This is a genomic window from Sorangium sp. So ce1504 (assembly GCF_051521635.1).
GTDB classification, from domain to species: Bacteria; Myxococcota_A; Polyangia; order Polyangiales; family Polyangiaceae; genus Sorangium; species Sorangium cellulosum_B.
The window spans coordinates 7,983,164-8,007,066 of the sequence record NZ_CP150365.1 but is presented as its reverse complement, the minus strand read 5'-3'; the positions used below and the strand labels follow the sequence as shown (position 1 = coordinate 8,007,066).

Annotated in this window: 12 protein-coding genes and 1 pseudogene; 7 read left to right on the top strand and 6 right to left on the bottom strand. The window is 70.1% G+C overall.

All coding sequences use genetic code 11. The features are described 5' to 3' along the window. Nucleotides 1-515 precede the first annotated feature (515 nt). The 3 genes from WMF39_RS29975 to WMF39_RS29965 form a co-directional block, all read right to left on the bottom strand. A complete protein-coding gene (locus tag WMF39_RS29975) occupies nt 516-1,250 on the bottom strand; it encodes a DUF7873 family protein (protein ID WP_437739911.1) in 735 nt (244 codons plus the stop codon). Between the two features lie 107 nt (nt 1,251-1,357). Then, nucleotides 1,358-7,378 carry an AAA family ATPase gene (locus WMF39_RS29970; protein WP_437739910.1) on the bottom strand — a complete coding sequence of 2,007 codons (6,021 nt, stop codon included), beginning with the start codon at nt 7,376-7,378 and terminating at the stop codon, nt 1,358-1,360. Nucleotides 7,379-7,609: 231 nt separating this feature from the next. Next, nucleotides 7,610-8,047 (bottom strand): hypothetical protein, encoded by a 438-nt coding sequence (locus WMF39_RS29965; protein ID WP_437739909.1) that lies wholly within the window; start codon nt 8,045-8,047, stop codon nt 7,610-7,612. Nucleotides 8,048-8,167: 120 nt separating this feature from the next. Here WMF39_RS29965 and WMF39_RS29960 point away from each other — a divergent pair, with 120 nt between their 5' ends. The 5 genes from WMF39_RS29960 (at nt 8,168) to WMF39_RS29940 (ending at nt 14,252) form a co-directional block, all read left to right on the top strand. Next, nucleotides 8,168-10,408, top strand: a complete 2,241-nt coding sequence (locus tag WMF39_RS29960; RefSeq protein ID WP_437739908.1) for a DUF3160 domain-containing protein — start codon at nt 8,168-8,170, stop codon at nt 10,406-10,408. A 316-nt stretch (nt 10,409-10,724) separates the two neighbouring features. After that, complete coding sequence (locus WMF39_RS29955) at nt 10,725-11,348, top strand: hypothetical protein (protein ID WP_437739907.1); 624 nt, start codon at nt 10,725-10,727, stop codon at nt 11,346-11,348. Nucleotides 11,349-11,612: 264 nt separating this feature from the next. Continuing rightward, nucleotides 11,613-12,062: a DoxX family protein gene (locus WMF39_RS29950; protein WP_437739906.1), complete on the top strand. Its 450-nt coding sequence runs from the start codon at nt 11,613-11,615 to the stop codon at nt 12,060-12,062. 27 nt (nt 12,063-12,089) lie between these two features. Further along, on the top strand, nt 12,090-12,521 hold the full coding sequence (locus tag WMF39_RS29945) for a VOC family protein (protein ID WP_437739905.1): 432 nt from the start codon (nt 12,090-12,092) through the stop codon (nt 12,519-12,521). A gap of 591 nt (nt 12,522-13,112) precedes the next feature. Next, complete coding sequence (locus WMF39_RS29940) at nt 13,113-14,252, top strand: hypothetical protein (RefSeq protein WP_437739904.1); 1,140 nt, start codon at nt 13,113-13,115, stop codon at nt 14,250-14,252. Between the two features lie 179 nt (nt 14,253-14,431). Here the strand turns inward: WMF39_RS29940 and WMF39_RS29935 are convergent, their stop codons facing one another. Both WMF39_RS29935 and WMF39_RS29930 read right to left on the bottom strand, forming a co-directional pair. Further along, complete coding sequence (locus WMF39_RS29935; RefSeq protein WP_437739903.1) at nt 14,432-14,821, bottom strand: nuclear transport factor 2 family protein; 390 nt, start codon at nt 14,819-14,821, stop codon at nt 14,432-14,434. A 144-nt stretch (nt 14,822-14,965) separates the two neighbouring features. Next, nucleotides 14,966-16,024 (bottom strand): helix-turn-helix transcriptional regulator, encoded by a 1,059-nt coding sequence (locus WMF39_RS29930; RefSeq protein ID WP_437739902.1) that lies wholly within the window; start codon nt 16,022-16,024, stop codon nt 14,966-14,968. 352 nt (nt 16,025-16,376) lie between these two features. On the opposite strand from WMF39_RS29930, the gene WMF39_RS29925 reads away from it, so the two are divergent. Together WMF39_RS29925 and WMF39_RS29920 are read left to right on the top strand one after the other, a co-directional pair. Beyond that, nucleotides 16,377-16,832, top strand: coding sequence for a hypothetical protein (locus tag WMF39_RS29925; RefSeq protein WP_437739901.1), 456 nt, complete (start codon nt 16,377-16,379; stop codon nt 16,830-16,832). Nucleotides 16,833-17,036: 204 nt separating this feature from the next. Next, nucleotides 17,037-17,525: pseudogene (locus tag WMF39_RS29920) on the top strand (transposase); the annotation flags it as partial. A 265-nt stretch (nt 17,526-17,790) separates the two neighbouring features. On the opposite strand, the gene WMF39_RS29915 reads toward WMF39_RS29920, so the two are convergent. After that, nucleotides 17,791-23,853 (bottom strand): AAA family ATPase, encoded by a 6,063-nt coding sequence (locus tag WMF39_RS29915; RefSeq protein ID WP_437739900.1) that lies wholly within the window; start codon nt 23,851-23,853, stop codon nt 17,791-17,793. Nucleotides 23,854-23,903: the final 50 nt, after the last annotated feature.

Here is a 23,903-nt window from a genome sequence, read left to right as displayed (position 1 = left end):
CTGAAATAGGTGAGACCCGGGACTGTAGCCTAGTCCCGGGCCTCGGTTTGCCGCCATCTGCGCACACCCACACGTTTAAGGTCGAAGGTCAGTCCTTACACCGCCGTGTTCTGCCATTGAACTACCGGCCATCATGGACCGCGCGCCGGGGCGGGAGCGCCCCGGCGCCGCGCGAGGAGAGGCGACGCCTCACCGCGGCGCGGGCTGGCCAGGCTGGAATTGAACCAGCATCCGACGATTCAAGCCTTCTCCCGTTCGATTGGGTGATCGGCGGCGAATGCTCGAGCCTGGAGTGAGAGCTTGAGACCATTGAACGGGCCGGCGCTGCCTCTTCCGAGCTGGGCTACCCCGCCGCGAGAGAAAATGAGGTGGCGGGGGCAGGATTCGAACCTGCGCTTGGGCGCCGAGCCCATCAAGCTGAGCTTGAGCTTCAACTTGCACTCCGCGGCCACGATATCGCTCCGGCGGCCGCGGCGCAAGCGCGGCCGGGGCAGGGGGCGCGCGTCAGGTGCGCGTCAGGTACCGAAGAGGAACCCGAGGACGGCGGCGCCGACCTTCTGCTCCTCGACCGTCTGGTTGTTCGCCTCCTCGCGGGCGAACTTGACCGCCTTTTGCAGCTTCTCCACGCGATCGAGCAGCTCGTTGATGCGCCGCGCTGGCAGCGCGCCCGAGAACTTGACCGTCTTCCAGTAACCGACGACCACGTCCTCGTGATAGACCTCCACCTGCGCCGGGTGTTTGTCCGTCGCCTCGGCCTTGACGTGGTTGCGGGGGATCTTCTTGGTCCGCGCCGTCTGCACCGGCTCCGTCGCCCAGGAGTCCCCGGAGGGATCGAACGTCCAGCTCTCCGACGCGTCGAGCACCGGCAGCTTCTTGATGAAGGTGTTCATGTCGACGAGCTGCTTCTCCAGGAAGAGCAGGTAAGTCACGGGCGCCCCCGTGAGAAGCACCTTGCCGTCGACGACCACGTCCGCGCGGGCCTTGCAGTTCGCATAGTCCTTGGTGGCCGTGACGTCGAAGAGCTCGCCCAGGATGTCGGCGGTGCTCCGGATGATGTCCTCGGCCTTCGCCTGCACCCTCGTCGCCTCGGGCGGGAGCTGCTCGCCCTCCTCGTCCTTCGACCGGTAGGTGCGCGAGATCCCGGAGAGCAACGCCGGCTTCTGCAGCGCGTGGTGCGCCTCGGTGAGGCGCTGGTGGGAGCGGGCCTTGACGCCCTTCTCGATGGCGATGATCTGGTTCAAGCGAGGCATGGCGGTCTCCTAGGAGGACCACCTTATCAGAGGAGCAAAGCGCCTGTCAGCGCCGTCGCGTGAGCGTGCAATGGGCCCGGGAAGCGCTGGCGTGAGCGCGTGAGCGCCTAGGCCGATGGGAGCAGGGCCCCTTGGCCCTCGGCCGCCGTCTCCGCCTCGGCCGGGCGCAAGGGGAGCTCGACGATGAACGCAGCGCCCGCGCCCGGCTTGCTCTCGACGCGGATGGTGCCGCCGTGGGAGGTGACGATCCACCGGACGATGTAGAGGCCGAGGCCGAGGCCGCCGAAGTTGCGGACGGAGACGGCGCGCTCGAAGCGCTCGAAGATCCTGGCCTGGTCGGCCTGCGCGATGCCGATGCCGTGGTCGCGGACGACGAGCAGCGCGCGGCCTTCCAGGCCGCGCACGACGACGTGAATGGGGGCCCCCGCGCCGTACTTGATCGCGTTGGACAGGAGGTTGATGAGGACCTGCTCCATGCGAGAAGCATCCCAGTCCCCGATCACGGGCCCTTCCAGCTCGAGCTGGGTGCGGCAGCGGGCGTCGGTGAGCTGCTGGTGCATCCGCTCGACGACCTCGCGCGTCAGGGCCGCCAGGTCGAGGGGGGCGCGCGCGAGGGTGAGCCGGCCGGCGTTGAGGCGGGTGACGTCGAGCAGCTCGTTGACCAGGTGGGCGAGGCGCGCGATCTGGCGGTTGAGGACCTGGATCGCGGCGTCGATGCGCTCCGGAGCGACCTCGGCGCGCTGGAAGCGGGGCAGGAGCCGGGCGAGGAGGTGGGCCTGCATCTTGAGCGAGGTGAGCGGGGTCTTGAGCTCGTGCGAGGCGACGAGGAGGAACTCGTCGCGGCGCTCGATCGCCTCCCGGGCCTCGGTGAACAGGCGGCTGTTGTCGAGGGTGAGGGCGGCGCGGCTCGCCAGCTCCTGGGCCAGCCACAGGTCGGCGGGGCCGTAGCTGCGCCGTGGCGCGGTCGCCAGCAAGGTCATGACGCCGAAGCACCGGTCGCGCGCGAGGAGCGGAGCCCGGAGGAAGGAGTGAACGCCGAGCGGCTCGAGGAGGGGCGCGGCGCGCACGTCGCCCACCTCGGGGCGGCTCAGCGACGCCGCCGAGAGCGGCTGCAGCGCGTCGATCACCGCCCCTGCGAGCTCGGCAGGCACTCCTGCGGTGGCCATGCGCTCCGGAGCGTCCGGCTCGAGGCGCACGTCGATGACGCACTGATCGGCCAGCTCGGGCACGGCGAGCTGAGCGACGCTCTCGAGGGTGGCGCCGTAGCCGAGGGCCATGAGCTTGCGGCTCGCCTCGGCGAGGAAACGCTCGGCCAGCTCGGCCCGCTTGCGCTGGGTGATGTCGGTGGAGACGCCGCAGATCACGCCGGGCATCACGCCCTCGCCGAGCGGGAACTTGACCGACAGGTAGGTGTGCGGTCCGTCCTCCATGATCAACTCTTCCTCGAACTCGAGCGGCTCGCCCCTGTCGAGCACCTGCCGGTCGTGCGCGTCCAGCGCCACGGCGCGCTCGGTAGGCATGAGCTCGGCGCTTGTCTTTCCGATGATCTGATCGAGCGGCCTGCCGAGGGCGCGGCTCACCCCGCGGTTGGCGAGCAGGTGCCGGCCGTCGCGATCCTTGAGGAAGATGGCAGCGGCGGAGTTGTCGATGATGGCCTGCAGCGTGGCCTGGCTCTCGCGGAGCTCGCGCTCCGCCCGGCGCCGCTCGGCGTTCTCCTGCTCGATGTCGGCGTAGAGCATGGCGTTCTCGAGCGAGATGGCCGACTGCGACGCGAGCAGCTCGAGCACGGTGAGCCGCCCGGGCGTGAACGCCCCCGCCACGAGCCGGTTCTCCAGGTAGAGCACGCCGAGCAGCCGCGCCTGGCGCACGATGGGCAGGCACAGCACCGACCTCGGCTTCTTCCGCGTGAAATACTCCTCTTCGAGGAACGGGTGCTTCCCGGCGGCGTCGTCGAGCAGCACGCGCTCGTGGCTGCGGCGAACGTAGTTGAGGATGGATTGCGGCAGCGCGGCCGCCGCGGCCTCGCCCGCGTCGAGCAGCCGCGCGGCGCCCCCGGACGCGGCGATCGCCGCCGCGGTCGACAGGCGATCTTCGCGGGCCAGGAGCACGTAGCCTTCCTCGGCGCCCGCGTGCTCGATCACCGTGCGCAGGAGCATCTCGAGCAGGCGCGGGAGCTTGAGCTCACCGGAGATGCTCTGAGAGGCCTTGACGATGGAGAGGACGTCGAACTGCTCGGCGCGTACGGCGAAGGTGACGGTGGGGGCGATCGGCTTTCGCTCGACGAGGAAGGGATAACGCTGGTCGAGCTGCTCGACCTTGGCGTGGGCGCCCCAGCGGAAGTAGGCGGCGCGGGCCTTCTGGAGGTGGGCGTCTGCGGCGGTGGCGAGGCCGCGCGCGCGGTAAAACGCCGCGGCGAGCTCGCAGGCGATGGCCTCGTGCTGGACGAAGCCGCCCTCCCGCGCGGCCGACGCGGCCTGCTCGTAGAGCCGGGCCGCCTCCGGTTCCTGCCCGCGGAGCCGGGCGATCTCGGCGCGGACCAGCGCGTGCTTGTGGAGGTAGTTGTCGGGGCCGTTCCTGGCCCACTCGCCGAGCTGCCGCTCGCAGTCGAGCAGCCCGTCCGGCAGCTCCCGCTCCGGCGACGGCGGCGCCTCGTGCGGGCTGCGCGCATCGTGCGCATCGCCGTCGTCGACGAGCGCCGCGAGCGCGAGCGCGTGATAATAGAAGTCCTCCGCCACGAGCGCCTGCGGTTCGGTCCTCCAGGGCCTGTCGACGATCACCCGGCGCGTCGCCTCGCGCGCCTCCCCGGGGGAGCCGAGCAAGAACAGCCCCTGGGCCTTCAGGCTGCAGTAGAAGCTGAGCACGCCGCCCATGTCCCCGGGAGGCAGCCGCGCCTCGAACGCGCTCGGATCCAGCTCGGATCCATCCATCATCGGGAGCCGGGCCGGCCTGCCTCGCAGCGCCTGGACCAGCGCGTAGGCGCTCAGGAGGATGTTGTAGACGAACTCGTATCCGGTCTTGCGCACGAAGCGGAGGTGCTCCTCGACCTCGCGGAGGACGTCCTCCAGCGGCTCGCCGGCGAGCAGCGGGAACAGCGGGGCCCAGATGCAGAGGAAGCACGCGTCGTTCAGGTTGCCGGTCTCGATCGCGGCGTTGAGGCCGGCGCGCGTGTACGGATACGTCTCTCGGTAATGGCGCTTCCAGAAGATGATCAGATTGCCGAACAAGGAAAAGACCATGGCCTTCATGGCGAGGAGGTTGTCCCTCTCCACCAGGTCATGACCGAGCTTGCCGAACAGATATCCCTCCTGGTATCGCCCGTATTTCGGGCCGATCACCTTCGCGAACGCCGCATACGCGTGAGGGGAGCTCGCGGCGTTGCCGTGCTGCAGGCTGAGCTTCACCATGCGCACGACGACGAGGTAGTTCAGGTCCGGGTGCACGAAGTACGCGGGGACAGACACGCTCGCCAGGACGCTCATCGCGATCTTGCACGTCGGGTGCGTCATGGGAGGCAGGTGGATCAGGCCCTCGATCGCCCGGTCGTCCAGGGCCTGCCAGACGCCCTCGGTCTCCTCCGCGAGCCGCGCATCGGTGAGCGGGATCGACAGGTCGACGTCGCAGGAGCGGAGGAATGAGAGCCCGAGCTCCACCGCGCGGGCGGCCTGCCCGCGGGTCACGCTCAGGGCGATGGCGAGCTCGACGGCCACGGCTCGCTCGGCCTCGGTGCTCGCGTGGTCCGTCAGCGCTTGCAGCAGCCGCTCGGCCTCGTCGAAGCCGCCGGTGATGTACGCGGCGTGCGCGCGCTCGAAGGTCAGATCGTAGGTCAGCTCGTGCTGCGCCTCCCAGCAGCCCGGCGCGAGCAGGGAGAGGCCCGCGGCGAAGAGCGCGGCGGCGGACTGGAAGGCCGCGGCGGCCTTGGCCTTCCTGCCGGCGCGGAGGTTCAGCGCGGCGAGCTCGTCGCGCTCGGCCTGGGAACGGATGAGCGCGGCGCCGCGGTTGAGGTGCCCCACGACGTCGAAGAGCGCCTCTTCGCGCTGACCCTTCAGGAGCAGCCGGCCGATGCAGAGGTGCACCTCGGCGAGCTGTCCGGCGGGGATGAGCGCGTGGGCGGCCTGCTGCACCCGGTCATGGAGGAACCGGTAGGTGGCGCCCCGGCGGAGCAGCAGCCCCTCGCGCACGGCCTCGGCGAGGGCCTCGCCGAGCTCGGCTGCAGGGCGGCTCGCGACCAAGGCGAGGATGTCGAGGTCCAGGCTGGCGCCGAGGCACGCGGCGAGCTTGAGCGCGTCCTGCGTCGGGACGGGGAGCCGCTTCAGCTTGCCCACCATCAGCTCGACGACGTTGTCGGTGAACCCCTTGCCGCGGATCGCGGCGATGTCCCAGCGAAAGGCGCCCGCCTTCGCGTCGAAGGTGATGAGGCCTTCCTGGTGCAGCTCGAAGAGGAACTGGATCGCGAAGAAGGGGTTGCCGCCGGTCTTCTCGTGGACGAGCCGCGAGAGCGGCTCGGCGCGCTCGGCCGCGGCGTGGACCGCCCCCGCGACGAGCGCCCCGACGTCGGAGGCGGAGAGCGGCGCGAGCACGAGGTCGCTGAAGGTCGCGCCGCGCTTCCGCGCGTCGGCCAGCATGAGCGGCAGCGGGTGCGCCGGGCCGACCTCGTTGTCGCGATAAGCGCCGATGAGCAGGAGGTGCTCGGTCTCGGTGTAGGTGATGAGCTGCTCGAGCAGCTGGAGGCTGCCGGCGTCGGCCCACTGGAGGTCATCGAGGAAGAGCACCATGGGGTGCTCCTTCTGGACGCACGCCGCCACGAAGCGCTGGAGCGCCGCGTGGAACCGGTGCCGGGCCTCGACGCCCGGGAGCTCCGGCGCGGGCGGCTGCGGGCCGAGGAGCAGCGCGAGCTCGGGGAGCACGCCGGCGAGCAGCGCGCCGGTCGCGCCGACGGCCTCCCGGAGGCGCTCTCGCCAGCGCTCGAGCTCCTCGTCGCTCACGCCCAGGATCTCCCGCAAGAGCGCCCGGAACGCCTGGAGGAAGGCGTGGTAAGGGACGTCGCGCCTCAGCTGCTCGAACTTGCCGGAGAGGAAGAAGCCCCGCTCGCGCACCACCGGCCCGCGCAGCTCGGCCACGAGCGACGACTTGCCGACGCCCGAGTAGCCCGACACGAGCACGAGCTCGGGGCGGCCGCTCGCGACCACGCGCTCGAACGCGGCGAGCAGGGCCCCTAGCTCGCGCTCGCGGCCGTAGAGCCGCTGCGGGATCTGGAACCGATCGGAGAGATCGCGCTCACCGAGCGGGAAGGGCGGAATCTCCCCGCTCGCTTGCCACCTGGCGAAGCACTCGTCGATGTCGCGCTGCAGGCCGAGCGCGCTCTGGTAGCGATCCTCGGCGGACTTGGAGAGCAGCTTGAGGACGACCGCCGACAGCTGCGGGGGAATCGAGGGGACGAGCGCGTGGGGTGGGGATGGGTGGAGGGCGACGTGGCAATACACCCATTCCACGGGATCGCTCGCCTGGAAGGGCAAGGCGCCGGTCAGCAGCTCGTAGAAGGTGACGCCGAGGGAGTACAGGTCGGTCCGCTCATCGGTGGAGCGGTTCATCCGGCCCGTCTGCTCGGGCGCCATGTACGCCAGGGTCCCGGCGATGAGCCCGTCGTGGGAGACGTCGTGGCATTCGCGGGGCGAGAGGCAGGCGATCCCGAGATCGGTGATCTTCACCTCCCCGGTGTCGGGGTTGTAGAGCAGGTTCTGGGGCTTGATGTCCCTGTGGATGACGTGGTGTCGATGCAGCTCGGCGAGCGCGCCGGTCAGGCGGAGAGCGAGGGGGAAGAAGCGCTCGAGCGGCGTCGGCCCCTGGATGAACCGGTCGAGCGAGCGGCCGCCGAAGTCCTCGAGGACCAGCGCCATCTGGTCCCGGAACGCCTCGATCCCGTGGGCCTTGACGATGGCCGTCGAGTCGAGCGTCCTGGCGACGTCGTGCTCGTGGCGCAGCCGCCCGAGGGCGCGGGGGCTCGCGTGGTCGCGCCGCAGGACCTTGAGCACCACCGGCCGGCCGTCCTCCTCGCGCCGGGCTCGGTAGAGGATCGTCTCGGGCCCGTCGTGCAGGACCTCGATCACGAGGTAGCGTGGACTATCGGCCATAGGGGGATCTTCGAAGGCCAGTGCGACGGCCTCCGAAGCGTCGAGCGTCGGTGCATGTTGCCAAAAGCGCCGCGCTCCGCCATGGAAAATGGCGGGGCGCCCTCGCGCCGGCTCGCCTGCGATGACGGGGGAAGAGAGGGAATTCGCCGAGAGTCCTCCGGCGCCTGCCGCGCGGGCACGCTGCGCTGTTTCTGCCGGAGCCCGACGGCCAGCCGTCGTGCGACCGTGGAGCTATGAGCCGCAGCGCTGGACCGTGTGATCTCCGTCGATCGGAAAGCTCGGGTTCTCCGTGCCGCGCACCTTCACGAAGAGCGAGGTCTCGTCGCTCTCGACGATCTCGAGCGTGCCCCAGTACCTGCTGCCTGTCCCACCCCCGCCGCCGCAGTTGGCCATGAGCATGAACTGGTGGAAGCCGATCCCCGGACTGGAAAGATCGATCAGCCCCGGCGTGTTGAGCTCGGGCGGGATCATCAAGATGTGTTGCCAGACAGGCTCGGTGTCGCACGTGCCGTCGACGTCTATCTCCATCGGGATCACGGGCTGGGTACACTGCTGGACAGCGCTGCTGAAGAACAGGACGAGCGCGTCGGGAGAAGCGATCTTCGCGCCGAGGCTGCGCGGCCACGGCCGGCAGGCGCGTGGATCAGCCCCAGCGCGCGGCCGGAGCATGGCTGTCTCCCACCGTGTTGCAGGAGGACCGCCCCCGCATCGCGCGCCCACGGCACCACCTTTGCTTTCAGGGCCGTCGCGCCCCGGGCTCTCAGGGGCACGCTTCGAAAGGGGAGCACGATGCGCAACCTGCTTCTTCGCCTTCACGTCGTCCCGATCCTCGTCGCCCTCGCCGCCGGCTGTTCTGGCGAGGGGAGCCAGCCCCCGCCCGGCACCGACGGCACCCAGCTGCCCTCCACGGAGCTCGGGCCCGAGCAGCAGGCAGAGCTCACCGCGCTGCTCGCCGAGCGGGATGCCTCGGCGAGCATGAGCGACGAGGATTTCGCCGCGCGCTACCCCGTCCCCTTCGCGTCGGGCCTGTCCTATGCGCCGGCGGACGCCGCGGGCCTCTCGCTCCTCCAGGGCACCGCGCTCGCCCTCGACGAGGACGAGCTCGCGAAGCTCTCCGCGAACGGCTTCGTCATCTCGAGCAAGAAGTCCTTCCCGACGTTCGTCTACGGCTACGAGAGCATCTACTCGCTCGACCTGCCGCTCTACGTGTCCGCGGACTCTATCCTGTTCGCGGTCCACCGCTCGTACGATGCGATCCTGAAGGCGGTGGAGCTGGCCTCGCTCGCGCCCGAGCTCGGGACGATGCTGAAGCAGATGCGCGCGCGGCTCGCCTCGGGCGCCGGAGCGGAGCTCGGCGCCGAGGCGCGCGCGGACGCGGATCTCTTCACGGCCGTCGCGCTCGCGCTGCTCGACGGCGCGCCCGTCGCCCCCGTCGCGGGCGCCAGCGCCGCGGCCATCGACGAGCTCGTCGCGGGCGCCGAGGCCCACCAGGGCATGGGGGAGGTTCGCCTCTTCGGCACGGACCGGCTCATGGACTTCTCGCAGTTCGAGCCCCGCGGCCACTACCTCGACGAGCTGCACCCCGAGCTCGAGCGCTACTTCCGCAGCATGATGTGGCTCGGCCGCGTGGATTTCCGCTTCCTCGAGACCCAGCAGGACGGCACCCAGCGCTTCCAGCGGCGGCACCTCGAGGGCGCGTACGTGCTGCGCGCCCTGGCCGACGCGGAGACCGTCGCCCGCTACAAGCGCATCGACGACGCGATCCAGGCCTTCGTCGGCGAGAGCGACTTCATGACCCTGCCGGAGCTCGACGACCTGCTCGCCGATCTCGGCCTCAGCGACGCCGCCGGCCTCGCCGGCGTCCCGGACGCGCGGATCGCCGAGGTCATCGTGAAGGAGGGCCACGGGACGCAGCGGATCTCGAGCCACATCATGATCAACGGGCTCGGCAAGGGCACGATGCCCCTCTCGTCGAGCTTCGCGCTGCTCGGCCAGCGGTACGTCGTCGACTCCCACGTCTTCTCGAACGTGGTCTTCGACCGGGTGCAGGGCGGCGCCGTCAAGCGCATGATGCCAAACCCGCTCGACGTGGGCTTCGCCGCGCTCGGCAACGATCAGGCGGGCCAGCTGCTCGCGCCGGAGCTCGGGAAGTTCCCCTACGCGCCGGACCTGCACATGATGCGCGTGCTCGTCGACGCGCACCCCGGGGACTTCTGGGGCAAGAACCTCTACAACCGCTGGCTCGGGGCGCTGCGGGAGCTGTCGCCGGCGCGGGCGATCGGCGACGGCGAGGGGCTGCCCGGGGTGGCGAAGACCGAGGCGTGGGGCCGCCGCCTGCTGAGCACCCAGCTCGCCTCCTGGGCCGAGCTCCGCCACGACACGCTGCTCTACGCCAAGCAGTCGTACACGGGCGGGGACACGTGCGAGTTCCCGGACGCGTATGTCGATCCGTACCCGGCGTTCTACACGCGCATCGCCGAGCTGGCCGAGCACGGCGTCGAGATCGTCGGCGCGCTCGATCTGTCGAGCGCGCCGCAGCTCGGGGAGAGGGTGTCGGCGTACTTCTCGCAGCTCCACGACGTCGCGCGGACGCTCGGCGAGATGGCCGCGAACGAGCGCGCCGGCCTGCCCCTCACCCAGGAGCACCTCGATTTCATCAACCAGGCGGTGAAGGTTCAGTCGCAAGGGTGCGGTGCGCCCTACGTCGAGGGGTGGTACATGCAGCTCTTCTTCGATCAGATGAAGAGCCTGGAGCAGGATCCGACGATCGCCGACGTGCACACCCAGCCGACCGACGAGGGCGGCGCGCCGGTCGGCCGCGTGCTGCATGTGGGCACCGGCCTGCCGCGGCTCATGGTCGTGACGGCCGACCCCTGCGGCGGCGCGCCTCGCGCGTTCGTGGGGCTCGCCTCGTCGTACTTCGAGGCCGTCACCGAGGGCTTCGAGCGGATGGACGACCGGCAGTGGGCCGGCACGGTCCTGAGAACGACCCCCGACGTGCCCTGGATGACGGACCTCGTCTCCCGCTGATTCCGTTGATCCGGCGACGCAGCGCTCGGCGCTGGCCGTCCCGTGAATTCGTGCCGAACTGTGTCGACTTGCGCCGATCCGGTGCTGCTGCGCGCCAGCGGGATCATGGTGCTCGGTCGATCCCGTCCGCGGCCGGAACGCACCACCGTCCTGCGCTCGTCGCCATTTCGATCTCGAGCTTGAGGTAAAGCTCGCGGACGATCCTTTCAATTGTCTACTCCGGTGACTTCGATTACCTCGGTTCGGCAGGTTGCCCGGAATCGTCGGTTCCCCAGCGGATCTGGGCCATGAAAGTCCGTGGAGAGGTTCGGCTGTCATGCAAGCGCAGAGCGTGTTGGTGCAGGTCGGGACGGCGGTCTTCGCGATGCTGGCGGCGTCGGGCTGCATCGTCGCCGAGCGGATAGAGCAACCAGGAGACGAGGAGGTCGACTCGGTGAGCGAAGCGCAGCTCGACCCGGGCATGTCGACCCCATGGCGGCTGTACACGGCGACCTTCTCGAACGGCCAGCCGTTCTTTCGAGCCCTTGCGATCGGCGGGAGCAATGTGGGCAGCTACCAGGCGAACACCGAGTACTTTTACGTGACCACGGCGAGCCTGCAGTACCTCGGCAAGAAGGGCGTGAGCGTCAGCCACGCGGACGGCAGCGGCGCGCCGCCGGCGCAGAGCGGAACGCAGCAGTTTCAGCTGCCGGTGAGCTCCTCCTGGACGTGGTTCTCGAGCGACCAGGTGAGCGGTGGATACCGCTATGACAACGGCGGCGTGCACCTGCGGATCGGCACGGGCGGCGGAGAGATCACCCGGCTGACCTGGTACCAGACGATCGGGCAAGGACAGAACCCGGCCAACATCACGCCGAACGGGGCGTTCACCGTCGGCTCAGGCGCCGTGACGGTCCCGGTCGGAAGCGCCGGATACTACGTCGACGACACGATCCCGTGATCACGGCGATCCACGGGGCGTCGAGGCGCTCGGCGGCGGGGGAGGGCCGACCCGCGATCGGCTCCGGCGATCCTCGTGCTCGACGTGCGCGGCGACGGCATCGCCAGCATGACGTCGTACCTCGACGTCGACCACCTCTGTTCCCGCGCTTCGGCGTGCCGCGGTGCCTGCCCCGAGGGGCCCGCGAACTTTTTTGCGGCCCACCGATGAGTTCAGCGCGGCCCCGGAGTCTATCCCTCGAAACGAACGCAACGGAGGGAGCCCATGACGACCGCGAGTGCCGCAATTTCTCAGCATTTTCAGCCTGTTACGAGCCACGTCCGCAGCGAGGCGCCGTCCCGCGCCGCGCTGTGGGGAGGCCGGGTCGCGAGCGGCCTCGCGGCGCTGTTCTTGGCCTTCGACGGCGGCTTCAAGCTGCTGGCCGCCGAGACCGCCGCCAAGCACAGCGCCGACCTCGGCTGGTCGGGCGAGGCCATCCGCACGCTCGGCATCCTCCAGGCCGTGTGCCTGGTGGCCTACCTGGTGCCCCGCACGCGCGTGCTCGGCGCCCTCCTGTGGACCGGCTACCTCGGCGGCGCCGTGGCCACGCACCTGCGCGTCGGGCACCCGCTGCTCAGCCACACGCTGTTCCCCATCTACATCGCCGCGCTCTTGTGGCTCGGCCTCTGGTTGCGCGACGCGCGCCTGCGCGCGCTGCTCCCGCTGTCCCGCTGAACCTCACGCCCACTCCAGGAGAAGCTCATGTCCATCAAGAACCTGAACCCGTACCTCATCTTCGACGGCAACGCCGAGCAGGTCATCCAGCTCTACGAGCGCGCGCTCGGGGCCAAGATCGAAGGCGGCATCACGCGCTTCGGCGACGTGCCCGGCACCCCGGCCGACTCGCCCGTGAAGAACCGCGTCATGCACGCGATGCTGCGCATCGGCGAGAGCGTGCTGATGATCAGCGACGCCATGCCCGGCACTCCGTTCCCGGCCGGCAGCAACGTGCACGTGTGCCTGCACTTCACCGACAAGAGCGAGATGGCCTCGCGCTTCGACGCGCTTTCCGCCGGCGGCAAGGTCGACATGCCTCTCCAGGACACCTTCTGGAACGCGCATTACGGCCAGCTCACCGACAAGTTCGGCGTGCAATGGATGTTCAACTGCGACAACAAGGGGGTGACGCCATGACCACGGCCCACACGCGCGGCCTCTTCGTCAACCTGGCGGTGAGCGATCTCAAGCGCTCGATGGCGTTCTTCACGAAGCTGGGCTTCTAGTTCAACCTCAAGTTCACCGACGGCAACGGCGCCTGCATGGTCATCAACCAGCACGCCTCGGTGATGCTGCTCAGCTAGCCCTTTTTCCAGACCTGCAGCGCGGCCATGGCGCCGATCATCGCGTCGGGGCAGGGCAGCGCGATGCTTGGCTCGCTGGCGCGCAGGCGGCGTGCGGCCAGGGCGAGCGCGTGATTGCGGGCGCACCGGCATAAGCTCCACCCTCGCGCCCGTCGCCGCTGACTCGCCCTCTCGACCCGGCGCGCCTCGCTGACGGTGCCAGCCGAATCCCCCGCGAGGCACCCGGCGTTGATGAATTGGCTCGACGCCGCCCTCGATACGCGGCACGTTCACGGACAGTCGTTTCGGTCCGTCCTCCGGGCCCCATGACCCTGAAAACGAGTGGCCCATGAGGGTGAGAGCCGGCGTGCAACAGGCCGCGGACTGCTCGGGCTGTATATCCGATCACGAGCGACGCGACGTCCCCGAAAGCGAAGGAGATCTCATGAAGAGAGCGGCCAATCGTCCTGCAGCAGGCCTCGGACCGAGCTTGCCGGGGGTGGTCTTGCTGAGCGCCCTCCTCGCAGGGTGCGGTGACGGCGAGATGAAGTCCAGCTCCTCATCCATGTCTTCAGGCACCGGAGTCAGCGGCGGCTGCATCGCCTGCAGCGGCGGCGGAGGCACGAGCGGCGGAAGCGGTGGTGGAGCAGGAGGCGGCGACGCGCCAAGCACCAAGCGCTACCCCGATCGCTTCACCGTCGGCGCACCCGGCGTGGGCACCTACGCCCAATCCGATCCCCAGCTCCCGGTGCCGCCTGGGTACACGGAAGTGTGGCCCAGCGACGACCAAAGCAAAGAGTGGGATCTGTACGATTGCAACGGCACTGTCAATCTGGACCACATGTATTTCCACGCGTTCATTTACATCGGCACCGGCTGCCACGGCACGGTCAACATCACCAATTCGATCATCGCGCCGCCGCCCGGCTCCACGAACCGCAGCATTCTGGTCAACGCCGACGAGTCCGCGCCGCTCACGTTGAACATCAGCGATACCACCATTCGCCCCGAGCCGGTCGGTCCCGGAGGTACGAACGCCGCCCTTACCGAGCATGCCGTGAACGCCTGTGCGACGTGTACCATCCGCTTGACCCGGGTGGACGCGGCCAATACCGGTGGCATGTGCCTTTGCGGCCAAAACACCATCATCGAGCAGAGCTGGTTGCACGACAACTACATCGCGCACTTGGCGGACCCCTCTCTTGCGCATACGGGCGGTGTCTTCCCGTACGGGGGCAGCGGGCCGCTCGAAATCAGCCACAACCGACTCGAGCCGGGCGTCGACGCCGCTACGGGCAACGAAGTGCCGAACTATTGGCAAGCCATCACTGCCGTGCTCTTCACCCAGAGCGTCGATGGCTCGACGCTGCAGAACTACGATGTCCACGACAACTTCGTCTCGCTCGGCGCCTACGACTTCTACCCCGAGAACGGCAAGGACATGATCCTGCGCAACAACGTCTTCGGCCCGAGCCACTGGGGTTACACGACGTCGTGCGCGACGTGTACGTACGCTGATTGGTCCAACAACGTGGTCGGCGACATTGACGGCAACCCCACGAACGAGGTCGTCCCCCAGCCATAAGGTCGCGCTCTCGGCGGCGCCGAGGGGACGCGGGTCTCTTCTTGACCGCCGATGTCGCGGTGCGCACCCAAGCGGTCCCCGGCGGCGAACGCGATCCCTGGATGGATAGTAGAGTAGGACGTGGTCGATCGATGCCGTGAGGGGTAGGCGCGCGCCGCTGTGGGTGCGAGGCGGCGCGCTCAGAACATGGCGCGGGGGTTCGGCGCGTCGGCCGGGATGTCCTGCAGCACGTCCCAGTGCTCGCAGAAGCGTCCGTCGGCGACGCGGAAGATGTCGACCACCGCGACGCCGCGCGGCCGCCGCGGGTTCACGAGCTTGTAGTGCACCACGGCGTACTCGGCGTCGGCGATCATACGCTGGATCTCGACCTGCGCGCCGTGAAGCGGCGTCTCGCCGTCGCGGAAATAGGCGATGAAGGCCTCGCAGCCGTTCGCCCCGGGCGCGGCGCGCGCGTCGGGGTTGTGGTCGACGAAGTCGGCGGTCAACAGCGCGCGGACGGCGTCCCAGTGCCTGCCGACCACGGCGTCGTACAGCTCGAGCAGCATCTGCTTGTTGCGTTCGGGGTTCATACGGAGGGGGCGTGCCTTTCTGCACCGGGGGGGGCATGGTCGCTCGCCGGTGCGTGCTCACCCTCGCAGCGGGGCGCGCGGCGGGCTTGAATCTGCGCGCCAATCGTCGGCCGCAGCGCGCGCGCACCGCGCCGTGGGCGCGTGCTAGCGCGTGCGCGCGACCGCGCGGTACGCGCTCGGCGGCATGCCCGACGCGACGCGGAACTCGCGCGCCAGGTGGGCCGCGTCGCTGAACCCGTACGCGTGCGCGATCTCGGTGAGCGGCCGAAGCGAGCCGGCGATCGCGACGCTGGCGTCGCGCGTGCGCACGCGGCGCGCGAGCGCCGAGGCAGTGGTGCCGTGTGCCGCGAGCCGGCGTTGCAGCGTGCGGACCGACTGGCGCGTGGCGTGCGCGAGGCCCTGCGGCGTCCACGGCGCGTGCGGCTCGCGCGCGATCGCCGCGAGCGTGGCGGCGACCGGGTCGTCCGCGGCGCTCTGTGGGTGCAACGTCAGGCGCGCGGGCGGCGCCGGCGCGGTCCGGCGCGACCACACAAGGCGGAGCGCGACCGGCGGCTCGGCAAGCGACGCGGGCCCGAGCCAGCGGGCGTCGCAGGCGAGCTCGCGCCACGGTCCGCGCGCGGCGCGCGCCGCGACGACGAGTTCGCCGTGGCCCATCCGGCGCAGCAACGCGGCGAGCACCCCGGTGATCATCACGGTCTGGCTCGCGGGGGCGAGCGCGCCGGCGTACGGCTGCGCCGCGAGCTGCAGGGCGCCGTCGCCGTCGAGCGCGAACCGCGTCTGGTGGCGCACGCCCCACGCGCGCTCGAGCGCGCTCCAGCGATGCGCGAGCTGTGCCACGCTCGCGGCGCTCTCGAGCAGGTAGAGCGTTGGCGAGAAGGTCAACGTGTCAAGCCCGTCGCCCAGCGCGAAGACGGCGCCGAGCCCACCGACGCGTGCGCGCTCCGCGACGAGCGCCCGCAGCGGCGCCGCGGGGCTGAGGGCCTGCAGGGCGGGGTCGGGCGCGCGCGCGACGTGCGCGTCGCGCGCGCGGACGCGCTGCGCGAGGTGGAGCAGCTGCAGGCTGACGTTCTGCGACACGGCGCGTGGGCGCGGCGACAGGCGTGTGGACGGCCGCGCGCGCTCGCGCGCTAGTGTGGCACCTGCGCGCGCGGGCCGCCACGGTCGCGCGCGCGCCCCTCGCCCGCGAGGGGGAAGGGCGCGCACGCGCTCACCTCTCCCTCCTGGGCGATCTCTCGCCGCCCGAGCGCGATATCGCCTTCGGCGCGCCCGCAAGCTGCTTTGTTCAGGCGGCCCCTTAGATGGAATGAGGCAGCCCATGGGGCGCCTGGACCCATGATGCCGACCGCACCGACCCGAGCCTCTGCGCGACGCGTTCGCGCGGCGGGGCCTGCGAAGACAGCCCGCAGCACCGTGGAGGTCGGCCCATCGGCAGCCGAGGGTGCTGGAGTGCTCGGAGGCGTCAAGGGTTCGCGAGCGGAGCTCGCCGGCTCCGCCGCCCTTGACTCCCCCTGCGGTGCGCCAGGAAAGCCCTGGTGAGGAGGAAGCCATGTAAACCTTGACCCGGCTGGTCCCCTTCCGTCGGCCCGCGCTTCAGCCGCGGTCGGGCGGGAGCAGGGTCCCGAAGCCGGGGACCTTCGATCTGCTGGGCTTCACCCATTGCTGGGCGAGGTCGCGGCAGGGGAACTGGGTGGTGAGGCAGAGAACGGCCTGCGACCGCTTCACGCGGGCGCTCGCGAGAGTCGCCCAGTGGTGTAGGGAGAACCGGCACCAGCCGGTCCGCTGGCAGTGGCAGATCCTCACGCAGAAGCTGCGAGGCCACTTCGGGTATTACGGGATCACCGGGAACTTCGAGGCCCTCGATCGCTTTCTGCACGAGGCCCGGCGCGTCTGGTGCAAGTGGCTGAACCGCCGCTCGCAACGGGCGCGCATGCCGTGGGAGCGCATGGCGAAGCTGCTGGAGCGGTATCCGCTCCCGCAACCGCGCATCATGGTGCACTTCCAAGCCGCGTAGCGAAGCCGTGTCACGAAGAGCCGGATGCGGTAGTCCCGCACGTCCGGATCTGTGGGAGCCCCGGGAGGGTAACCTCCCGGGGCCACCCGAGCGCTCCAGCCGGACAAAGCTGCGGGCGATGGGCGGACGGAGGCCTCCGGCGGGGGCTCCAGGCTCCGGAGAGGAGCGCGCAAGAAAGAGCCGCTCGGAGCAGCGGTCGTCGCCGCCGCATTCGTCTCGGTGGTGGACGAAGCCAAGCGCTTTCACCACGCCCACCAGCTCGCCTCCTATCTCGGCCTGGTCCCCCTGGAGGACACCTCCGGGGGGCGCGACAAGCAGCGGCTGGGCTCGATCACCAAGCAAGGCAACGCCTATCTGCGCGCGGGTGATCGGCCTGTGGGTCGAACATGCCGTCCCTTAGAATGCGCCTCCACGGTCCCGCTTCGGACGCCAGTGTACATCCAGGCACCAGGGCGACCGCCGGCCTGTGAATGCGGATCGTCGATCGAGCCACAGCTCGCTCCTGCGGGCGCGACAAGGCGCTCAAGCACAAGCGGAACGACCACGACCGGGGCGAAGGAAGACATCCATGCCAAAACGACCTGCACTGACGACGCAGAGCGCCGCCGCTGCCGAGCCGAAGCCGGCCAGCCGCGCAAAGAGAGCGCTCAAGCCCTTGACCTCAGGGCTGCCTCATCGTCGATGCATAGATAAACTATTGATATAGCCTCGTTTTTTCAGGAGGGCCGGATCGCGTAAGGTTCTCTATGTCAACCGGCGCGTGCAGCGTGGCCGTACGGTGGACCGGTGATGCCGCGGGCCCTTCACCGCGGCCGATGCGGCGGCAGAGGGCGCCCCGTTGGGCCGCACCGGAGCCGCCCTCGGCGGCGAAACAGGCGGAAGCTACGAAAATCGCTACTGTTTCCGGCGACCGCGCGCCATCGACCGGATTGTCTGGCGGGATTTCTGGCACGCGGAGCTAGGCCTGTGGGAGCACGTCCCCTCGGCCGTCCGCCGCCATCTCCGACTCCGCCTCCGCCGCATGCAAAGGCAGCTCGATGATGAACGTGGCGCCCGCGCCCGGCTTGCTCTCGACGCGGATGGTGCCGCCGTGGGAGGTGACGATCCACCGCACGATGTAGAGGCCGAGTCCTAGGCCACCGAAGTTGCGGACGGAGACGGCGCGCTCGAAGCGCTCGAAGATCCTGGCTTGATCGGCCTCGGCGATCCCCATGCCGTGATCGCGGACGATGAGCAGCGCGCGGCCTTCCAGGCCGCGCACGACGACGTGAATGGGGGCCCCCGCGCCGTACTTGAGCGCGTTGGACAGCAGGTTGATGAGGACCTGCTCCATGCGAGAAGCGTCCCAGTTGCCCACCACGGGCCCTTCGAGATCGAGCTGGGTGCGGCAGCGGGCGTCGTCGAGCTGCTGGTGCATCCGCTCGACGACCTCGCGCGTCAGGGCGGCCAGATCGACGGGCGCGCGCGCGAGGGTCAGCCGGCCGGCGTTCAGGCGGGTGACGTCGAGCAGCTCGTTGATCAGGTGCGCAAGGCGCGCGATCTGTCGGTTGAGGACCTGGATCGCGGCGTCGATGCGCTCCGGAGCGACCTCGGCGCGCTGGAGGCGGGGCAGGAGCCGGGCGAGGAGGTGAGCCTGCATCTTGAGCGAGGTGAGCGGTGTCTTGAGCTCGTGCGAGGCGACGAGGAGGAACTCGTCGCGGCGCTCGATCGCCTGCTGGGCCTCGGCGAACAGACGGCTGTTGTCGAGGGCGAGCGCGGCGCGGCTCGCGAGCTCCTGGGCCAGCCACAGGTCGGCGGGGCGGTAATGGCGTCGCGGCGCGGCCGCCAGCAGGGTCATGACCCCGAAGCGCCGGTCACGCGCGAGGAGCGGGACGCGGAGAAAGGAGCGAACGCCGAGCGGCTCGAGGAGGGGCGCGGCGCGGACGTCACCCACCTCGGGGCGCTCCGGCGAGGTCGCTGCCAGGGGCCGCAGCGCGTCCATCACCGCGTCTGCCAGCTCGGCCGGCACGCCCGCGGTGACCGCGTGTCCCGGGGAGTCCGGGGAGCTGCGAGCGAGGTCCACGTCGATGACGCACCAGTCGGCCAGCTCGGGCACGGCGAGCTGCGCCACGCTCTCGAGGGTGGCGCCGTAGCCGAGGGCCATGAGCTTGCGGCTCGCCTCGGCCAGGAAGCGCTCGGCGAGCTCGGCGCGTTTGCGCTCGGTGATGTCGGTGGTGATGCCGCAGAGCACGCCGGGCATGACGTTCTCGCCGAGCGGGAACTTGACGGATAGGCCGGTGCGCAGCTCGCCCTCTATCAGCACCTCCTCCTCGAACTCCATCGGCTCGCCCGAGTCGAGCACCTTCCGGTCGTGGTCGTCGATGGACTCGGCGACCGCGGCAGGCAGGAGCTCGGCGGTCGTCTTTCCGACGATCTGCTCGGCCGGTCTGCCGAGGGCGCGGCTCACCTCCCGGTTGACGAGCAGGTGCCGGCCGTCGCGATCCTTGAGGTAGATGGCTGCAGCGGAGTTGTCGACGATGGCCTGGAGCGTCTTCTGGTTGGCCTGGAGCTCGCGCTCCGCCCGGCGCCGCTCGGCGTTCTCCTGCTCGATATCGGTATAGAGCATGGCGTTCTCGAGCGAGATGGCCGACTGCGAGGCGAGCAGCTCGAGCACGGTGAGCCGCCCTGGGGTGAACGCGCCGGCCACCAGCTTGTTCTCCAGGTAGAGCAGGCCGAGCAGCCGCGCCTGGCGCACGATCGGGAGGCACAGCACCGATCTCGGCCGCTTCCGCGTGAAGTACTCGTCCTCCGAGAACGGGTGCCGCCCGGCGGCGTCGTCGAGCAGCACGCGCTCGTGGCTGCGGCGAACATAGTTGAGAATGGATTGCGGCAGCGCGTCCGCCACCGCCTCGCCCGCGTCGAGCAGCCGCGCGGCGCCCCCGGACGCGGCCATCGCCGCCGCCGTCGACAGGCGATCTTCCCGGAGCAGGAGCACGTACCCCTCTCCGGCGCCCGCGTGCTCGACCACGATGCGCAGGAGCATCTCGAGCAGGCGCGGGAGCTTGAGCTCACCGGAGATGCTCTGAGAAGCCTTGACGATGGAGAGGACGTCGAACTGCTCGGCGCGTACGGCGAAGGTGACGGTGGGGGCGATCGGCTTTCGCTCGACGAGGGAGGGATGGCGCTGGTCGAGCTGATCGACCTTGGCGTGGGCGCCCCAGCGGAAGTAGGCGGCGCGGGCCTTCTGGAGGTAAGCGTCGGCGGGCGTGGACAGGCCGCGGTCGCGGTAGAGCCGGGCGGCGAGCTCGCAGGCGATGGCCTCGTGCTGGACGAAGCCGCCCTCCCGCGCCGAGGAGATGGCCTGCTCGTAGAGCCCGATGGCCTCCAGATCCTGCCCGCGGAGCCGGGCTATCTCGGCGCGGACCAAAGCGTGTTTGTGGAGGAAGTTGTCGGGGCCGCTCGCGGCCCACTCGCCGAGCTGCCGCTCGCAGTCGAGCAGCCCGTCCGGGAGCTCCGGCCGGGGCGACGGCGCCGCCGCGCGGTCCTCGTCGTCGTCGACGAGCGCGGCCAGCGCGAGCGCGCGATAATAGAAGCACTCGACGTACAGCGCGTTCGTGTCCATCTTCCAGTCGTAATCGACGACCACATGGGCCGTCGCCGCGAGCGCCTCCCGGTGAGCGCCGAGGACGAACGTCGCCTGAGCCTTCATGCTGAAGTGGAAGCAGCGGGGGACGACCGCCCCCTCCCGGTCGAGACGCGCCTCGAAGGCCGCCTGATCCAGCTCGGCGCCGTCGAGCATCGAATAATGGACCGGCCGCCCGCGCAGCGTCTGGATGAGGTGCCGTGCGCCGAGGAGGACGTCATACACGAACGCGTAACCGGCCTTGCGCACGAAGCCGAGGCGGTCTTCGGTCAGGTGGAGGGCGTCCTCCAGCGGCTCGCCAGACAGCAGCGGGAACATCGCTGCCCAGATGCAGTTGTAACATGCGTTGTTCCAGTCGCCGCCCTCCAGCGCGGCGTTGAAGCCCCGGCGAGCGTAGAAGCCGGTCTCCCGGTAGTGGCGCGTCCAGAAGACGACCTGCTGCCCGAACAGGGTGAACACAGCGCCCTTCGTGGCGAGGGCGGGGCCCCTGTCCGCGAGGTCGTAGCCGAGCTTTCCGAACAGGTAAGCCTCACGGTACCGCCCGAACAGCGGGCCGAACACCCGCGCGAAGGCGGTGTACGCGTGGGCGGAGCGCTCCGCGTTGCCGTGGCGCAGGCTGAGCTTGACCATGCGCGCGAGCAGCAGATAGTGCAGCTTCAGATCCACGAAGAAGGCAGGGATCACCACGCCGATCAGGAGCCGTATCGCGACCTTGATCTCCGGGTGATCCATGGGCGGCAGGTCGACCAGAGCTTCGATCTCCCGGTCGCCCAGCGCCTGCCAGACGCCCTCGGTCTCTTCTTCGACCTGCGCGTCGGTGACGGGGAGCGACAGCTCGATGTCCCAGGCGCGGAGGCACGAGAGCCCGAGCTCCACGGCGCGGGCGCACTGCCCGCGGGTGACGTTCTGCGTGACGGCGAGCTCGACGACGGCGGCGCGCTCGATCTTGGTCCTCGCGCGCTCCATGAGCTCCCCGAGCAGCTGCTCGGCCTCCTCGAAGCTGCCGATGGCGTAGGCGGCGTGCGCGCGCTCGAGGCTCAGATCGTAGGTCAGCTCGTACCGAGTCTCCCAGCGCTCGCGGGGATCTTGCGCGAGGAGGGCCAGGCCGGCGGCGAAGAGGACAGCGGCGGACTGGAAGGCGGCGGCGGCCTTGGCCTTCCTGCCGGCGCGGAGGTTGAGGGCGGCGAGCTCGTCGCGCTCGGCCTGGGAACGGAGGAGCGCGGCGCCGTGGTTGAGGTGGCCGACGATATCGAAGAGCGCGTCCTCGCGCTGGTCGGCGCGCCGTGCCCCCAAGAGCAGCTGACCGATGCGGAGGTGCACCTCGGCCTGCTGTCCGGCCGGGATGAGCGAATAAGCGGCTTGCTGCACCCGGTCATGGAGGAAGCGATAGGCGCTGTCCCGGCGGAGCAGCAGCCCCTCCCGCACGGCCTCCTCGAGCGCCTCGCGGAGCTCCTCCGCCGGCCTTCGCGCGACGATCGCGAGGGTGTCGAGGTCCACGCTGCTGCCGAGGCACGCGGCGAGCTTGAGGGCGTCGCGCGTGGCGACGGGGAGCCGCTCCAGCTTGCCCACCATCAGCTCGACGACGTTGTCGGTGAAGCCCTTGTCGCGGATGGCGACGATGTCCCACCGCCATGCGCCCTCGTCGGCGTCGAACGTGATGAGCCCCTCTTCGTGCAGGGTGATGAGGAACTGGAGCACGAAGAAGGGGTTGCCGCCGGTCTTCTCGTGGACGAGCCGCGAGAGCGGCTCGACCCGCGCTTCGGGCGCATGGACCGCCTCGGCGACGAGCGCCCCGACATGGGCGGCGGAGAGCGGCTCGAGGACGATGTCGCCGATGGTGACGCCGCGCTTCTGCACCTCGGCCAAGGTGAGCCGGAGCGGGTGCGCGGGGCCGACCTCGTTGTCGCGATAAGCGCCTATCAACAGGAGGTGTGCGTCGCCGGCGAGGGTGGCGAGCTGCTCGAGCAAGAGGAGGCTGCCGGCGTCGGCCCATTGCAGGTCGTCGAGAAACAGGGCGACGGGGTGCTCCTTCTGAGCGCAGGCGGCGACGAAGCGCTGGAGCGTGGCGAGCAATCGGCTCTGGGCCTCGGCGGGCGGGAGCTCTGGCACGGGGGGCTGCGGGCCGAGGAGCAAGGCGAGCTCGGGGAGCATGTCGGTGAGCAGCCTGCCGTTCTGGCCGAGGGCCTCGCGGAGGCGCTCTCTCCAGCGCTCGACCTGCTCCTCGGTCGCGCTCAGGATCTCCTGCATGAGCCCCCGGAAGGCGTGAAGGAGGGGGCGGTACGGCACGTCGCGCTTGAGCTGATCGAACTTGCCGGAGAGGAAGAAGCCGCGCTCGCGCACGATCGGCCCGTGCAGCTCGGCGACGAGCGAGGACTTGCCGATGCCCGAATAGCCCGAGACGAGAAGGAGCTCTGGCCGGCCGCTCGCGACCACGCGCTCGAACGCGGCGCGCAGCGCCTCGATCTCGCGCTCGCGGCCATAGAGCCGCTGCGGGACCTGGAACCGGTCGGAGACGTCGCGCTGTCCGAGCGGGAAGGCCTCGATGGCGCCGCTCTGGCGCAGCTGGGAAAAGCACGTGTCGAGGTCGTGGCGCAGGCCGAGTGCGCTCTGGTAACGCTCCTCGGCGGCCTTGGAGAGCAGCTTGAGGACGACGGCGGAGAGCTGCGGTGGAATCGAGGGGGCGAGCGTGTGGGGCGGCCGCGGCGCCTGGGCGATGTGGCAATAGACCCACGCGACGGGATCGCTGGCCTGGAAGGGAAGGGTGCCAGTCAGAAGCTCGTAGAAGGTGACGCCGAGGGAGTACAGGTCGGTCCGCTCGTCGACCCAGCGGTTCATGCGGCCGGTCTGCTCCGGCGCCATGTAGGCGAGCGTGCCCTCGATGAGCCCGTCGTGCGCGAGCTCCTGGGCCTCGCGCGCGGAGAGGGAGGCGATGCCGAGATCGGTGATCTTCACCTCGCCGGTGTCGGGGTTGTAGAGCAGGTTCTGAGGCTTGATGTCCTTGTGAATGACGTGCCGCCGGTGCACCTCGGCGAGCGCGGCAGCGAGGCGGAGGGCGAGGGGGAAGAAGCGCTCGATCGACATCGGGCGCATCGGGCGCATGGGCCCGCCGCCATCGAGCAGTCGGTCGAGCGAGCGGCCGCCGAAGTCCTCGAGGACCAGGGTCATCTGGTCGCGGAACGGCTCGATGCCGTAGGCCTGGACGACGACGGGCGACTTCAGTGCCCTGGCGACCTCGAGCTCGTGCTGGAGCCTGCGGAGGGCGCGGGGGCTCGCGTGATCGCGCCGCAGGACCTTGAGCACCACCGGCCGGCCGTCCTCCTCGCGCCGCGCGCGGTAGAGGATCGTGTCCGCACCCTGGTGCAGCACCTCCAGCACGCGGTAACGTGGACTATCGAGCATAGGAGGATCTTTGAAAACCGGGGCGCCGGCGGCGTGTCGCCAGTCAACCC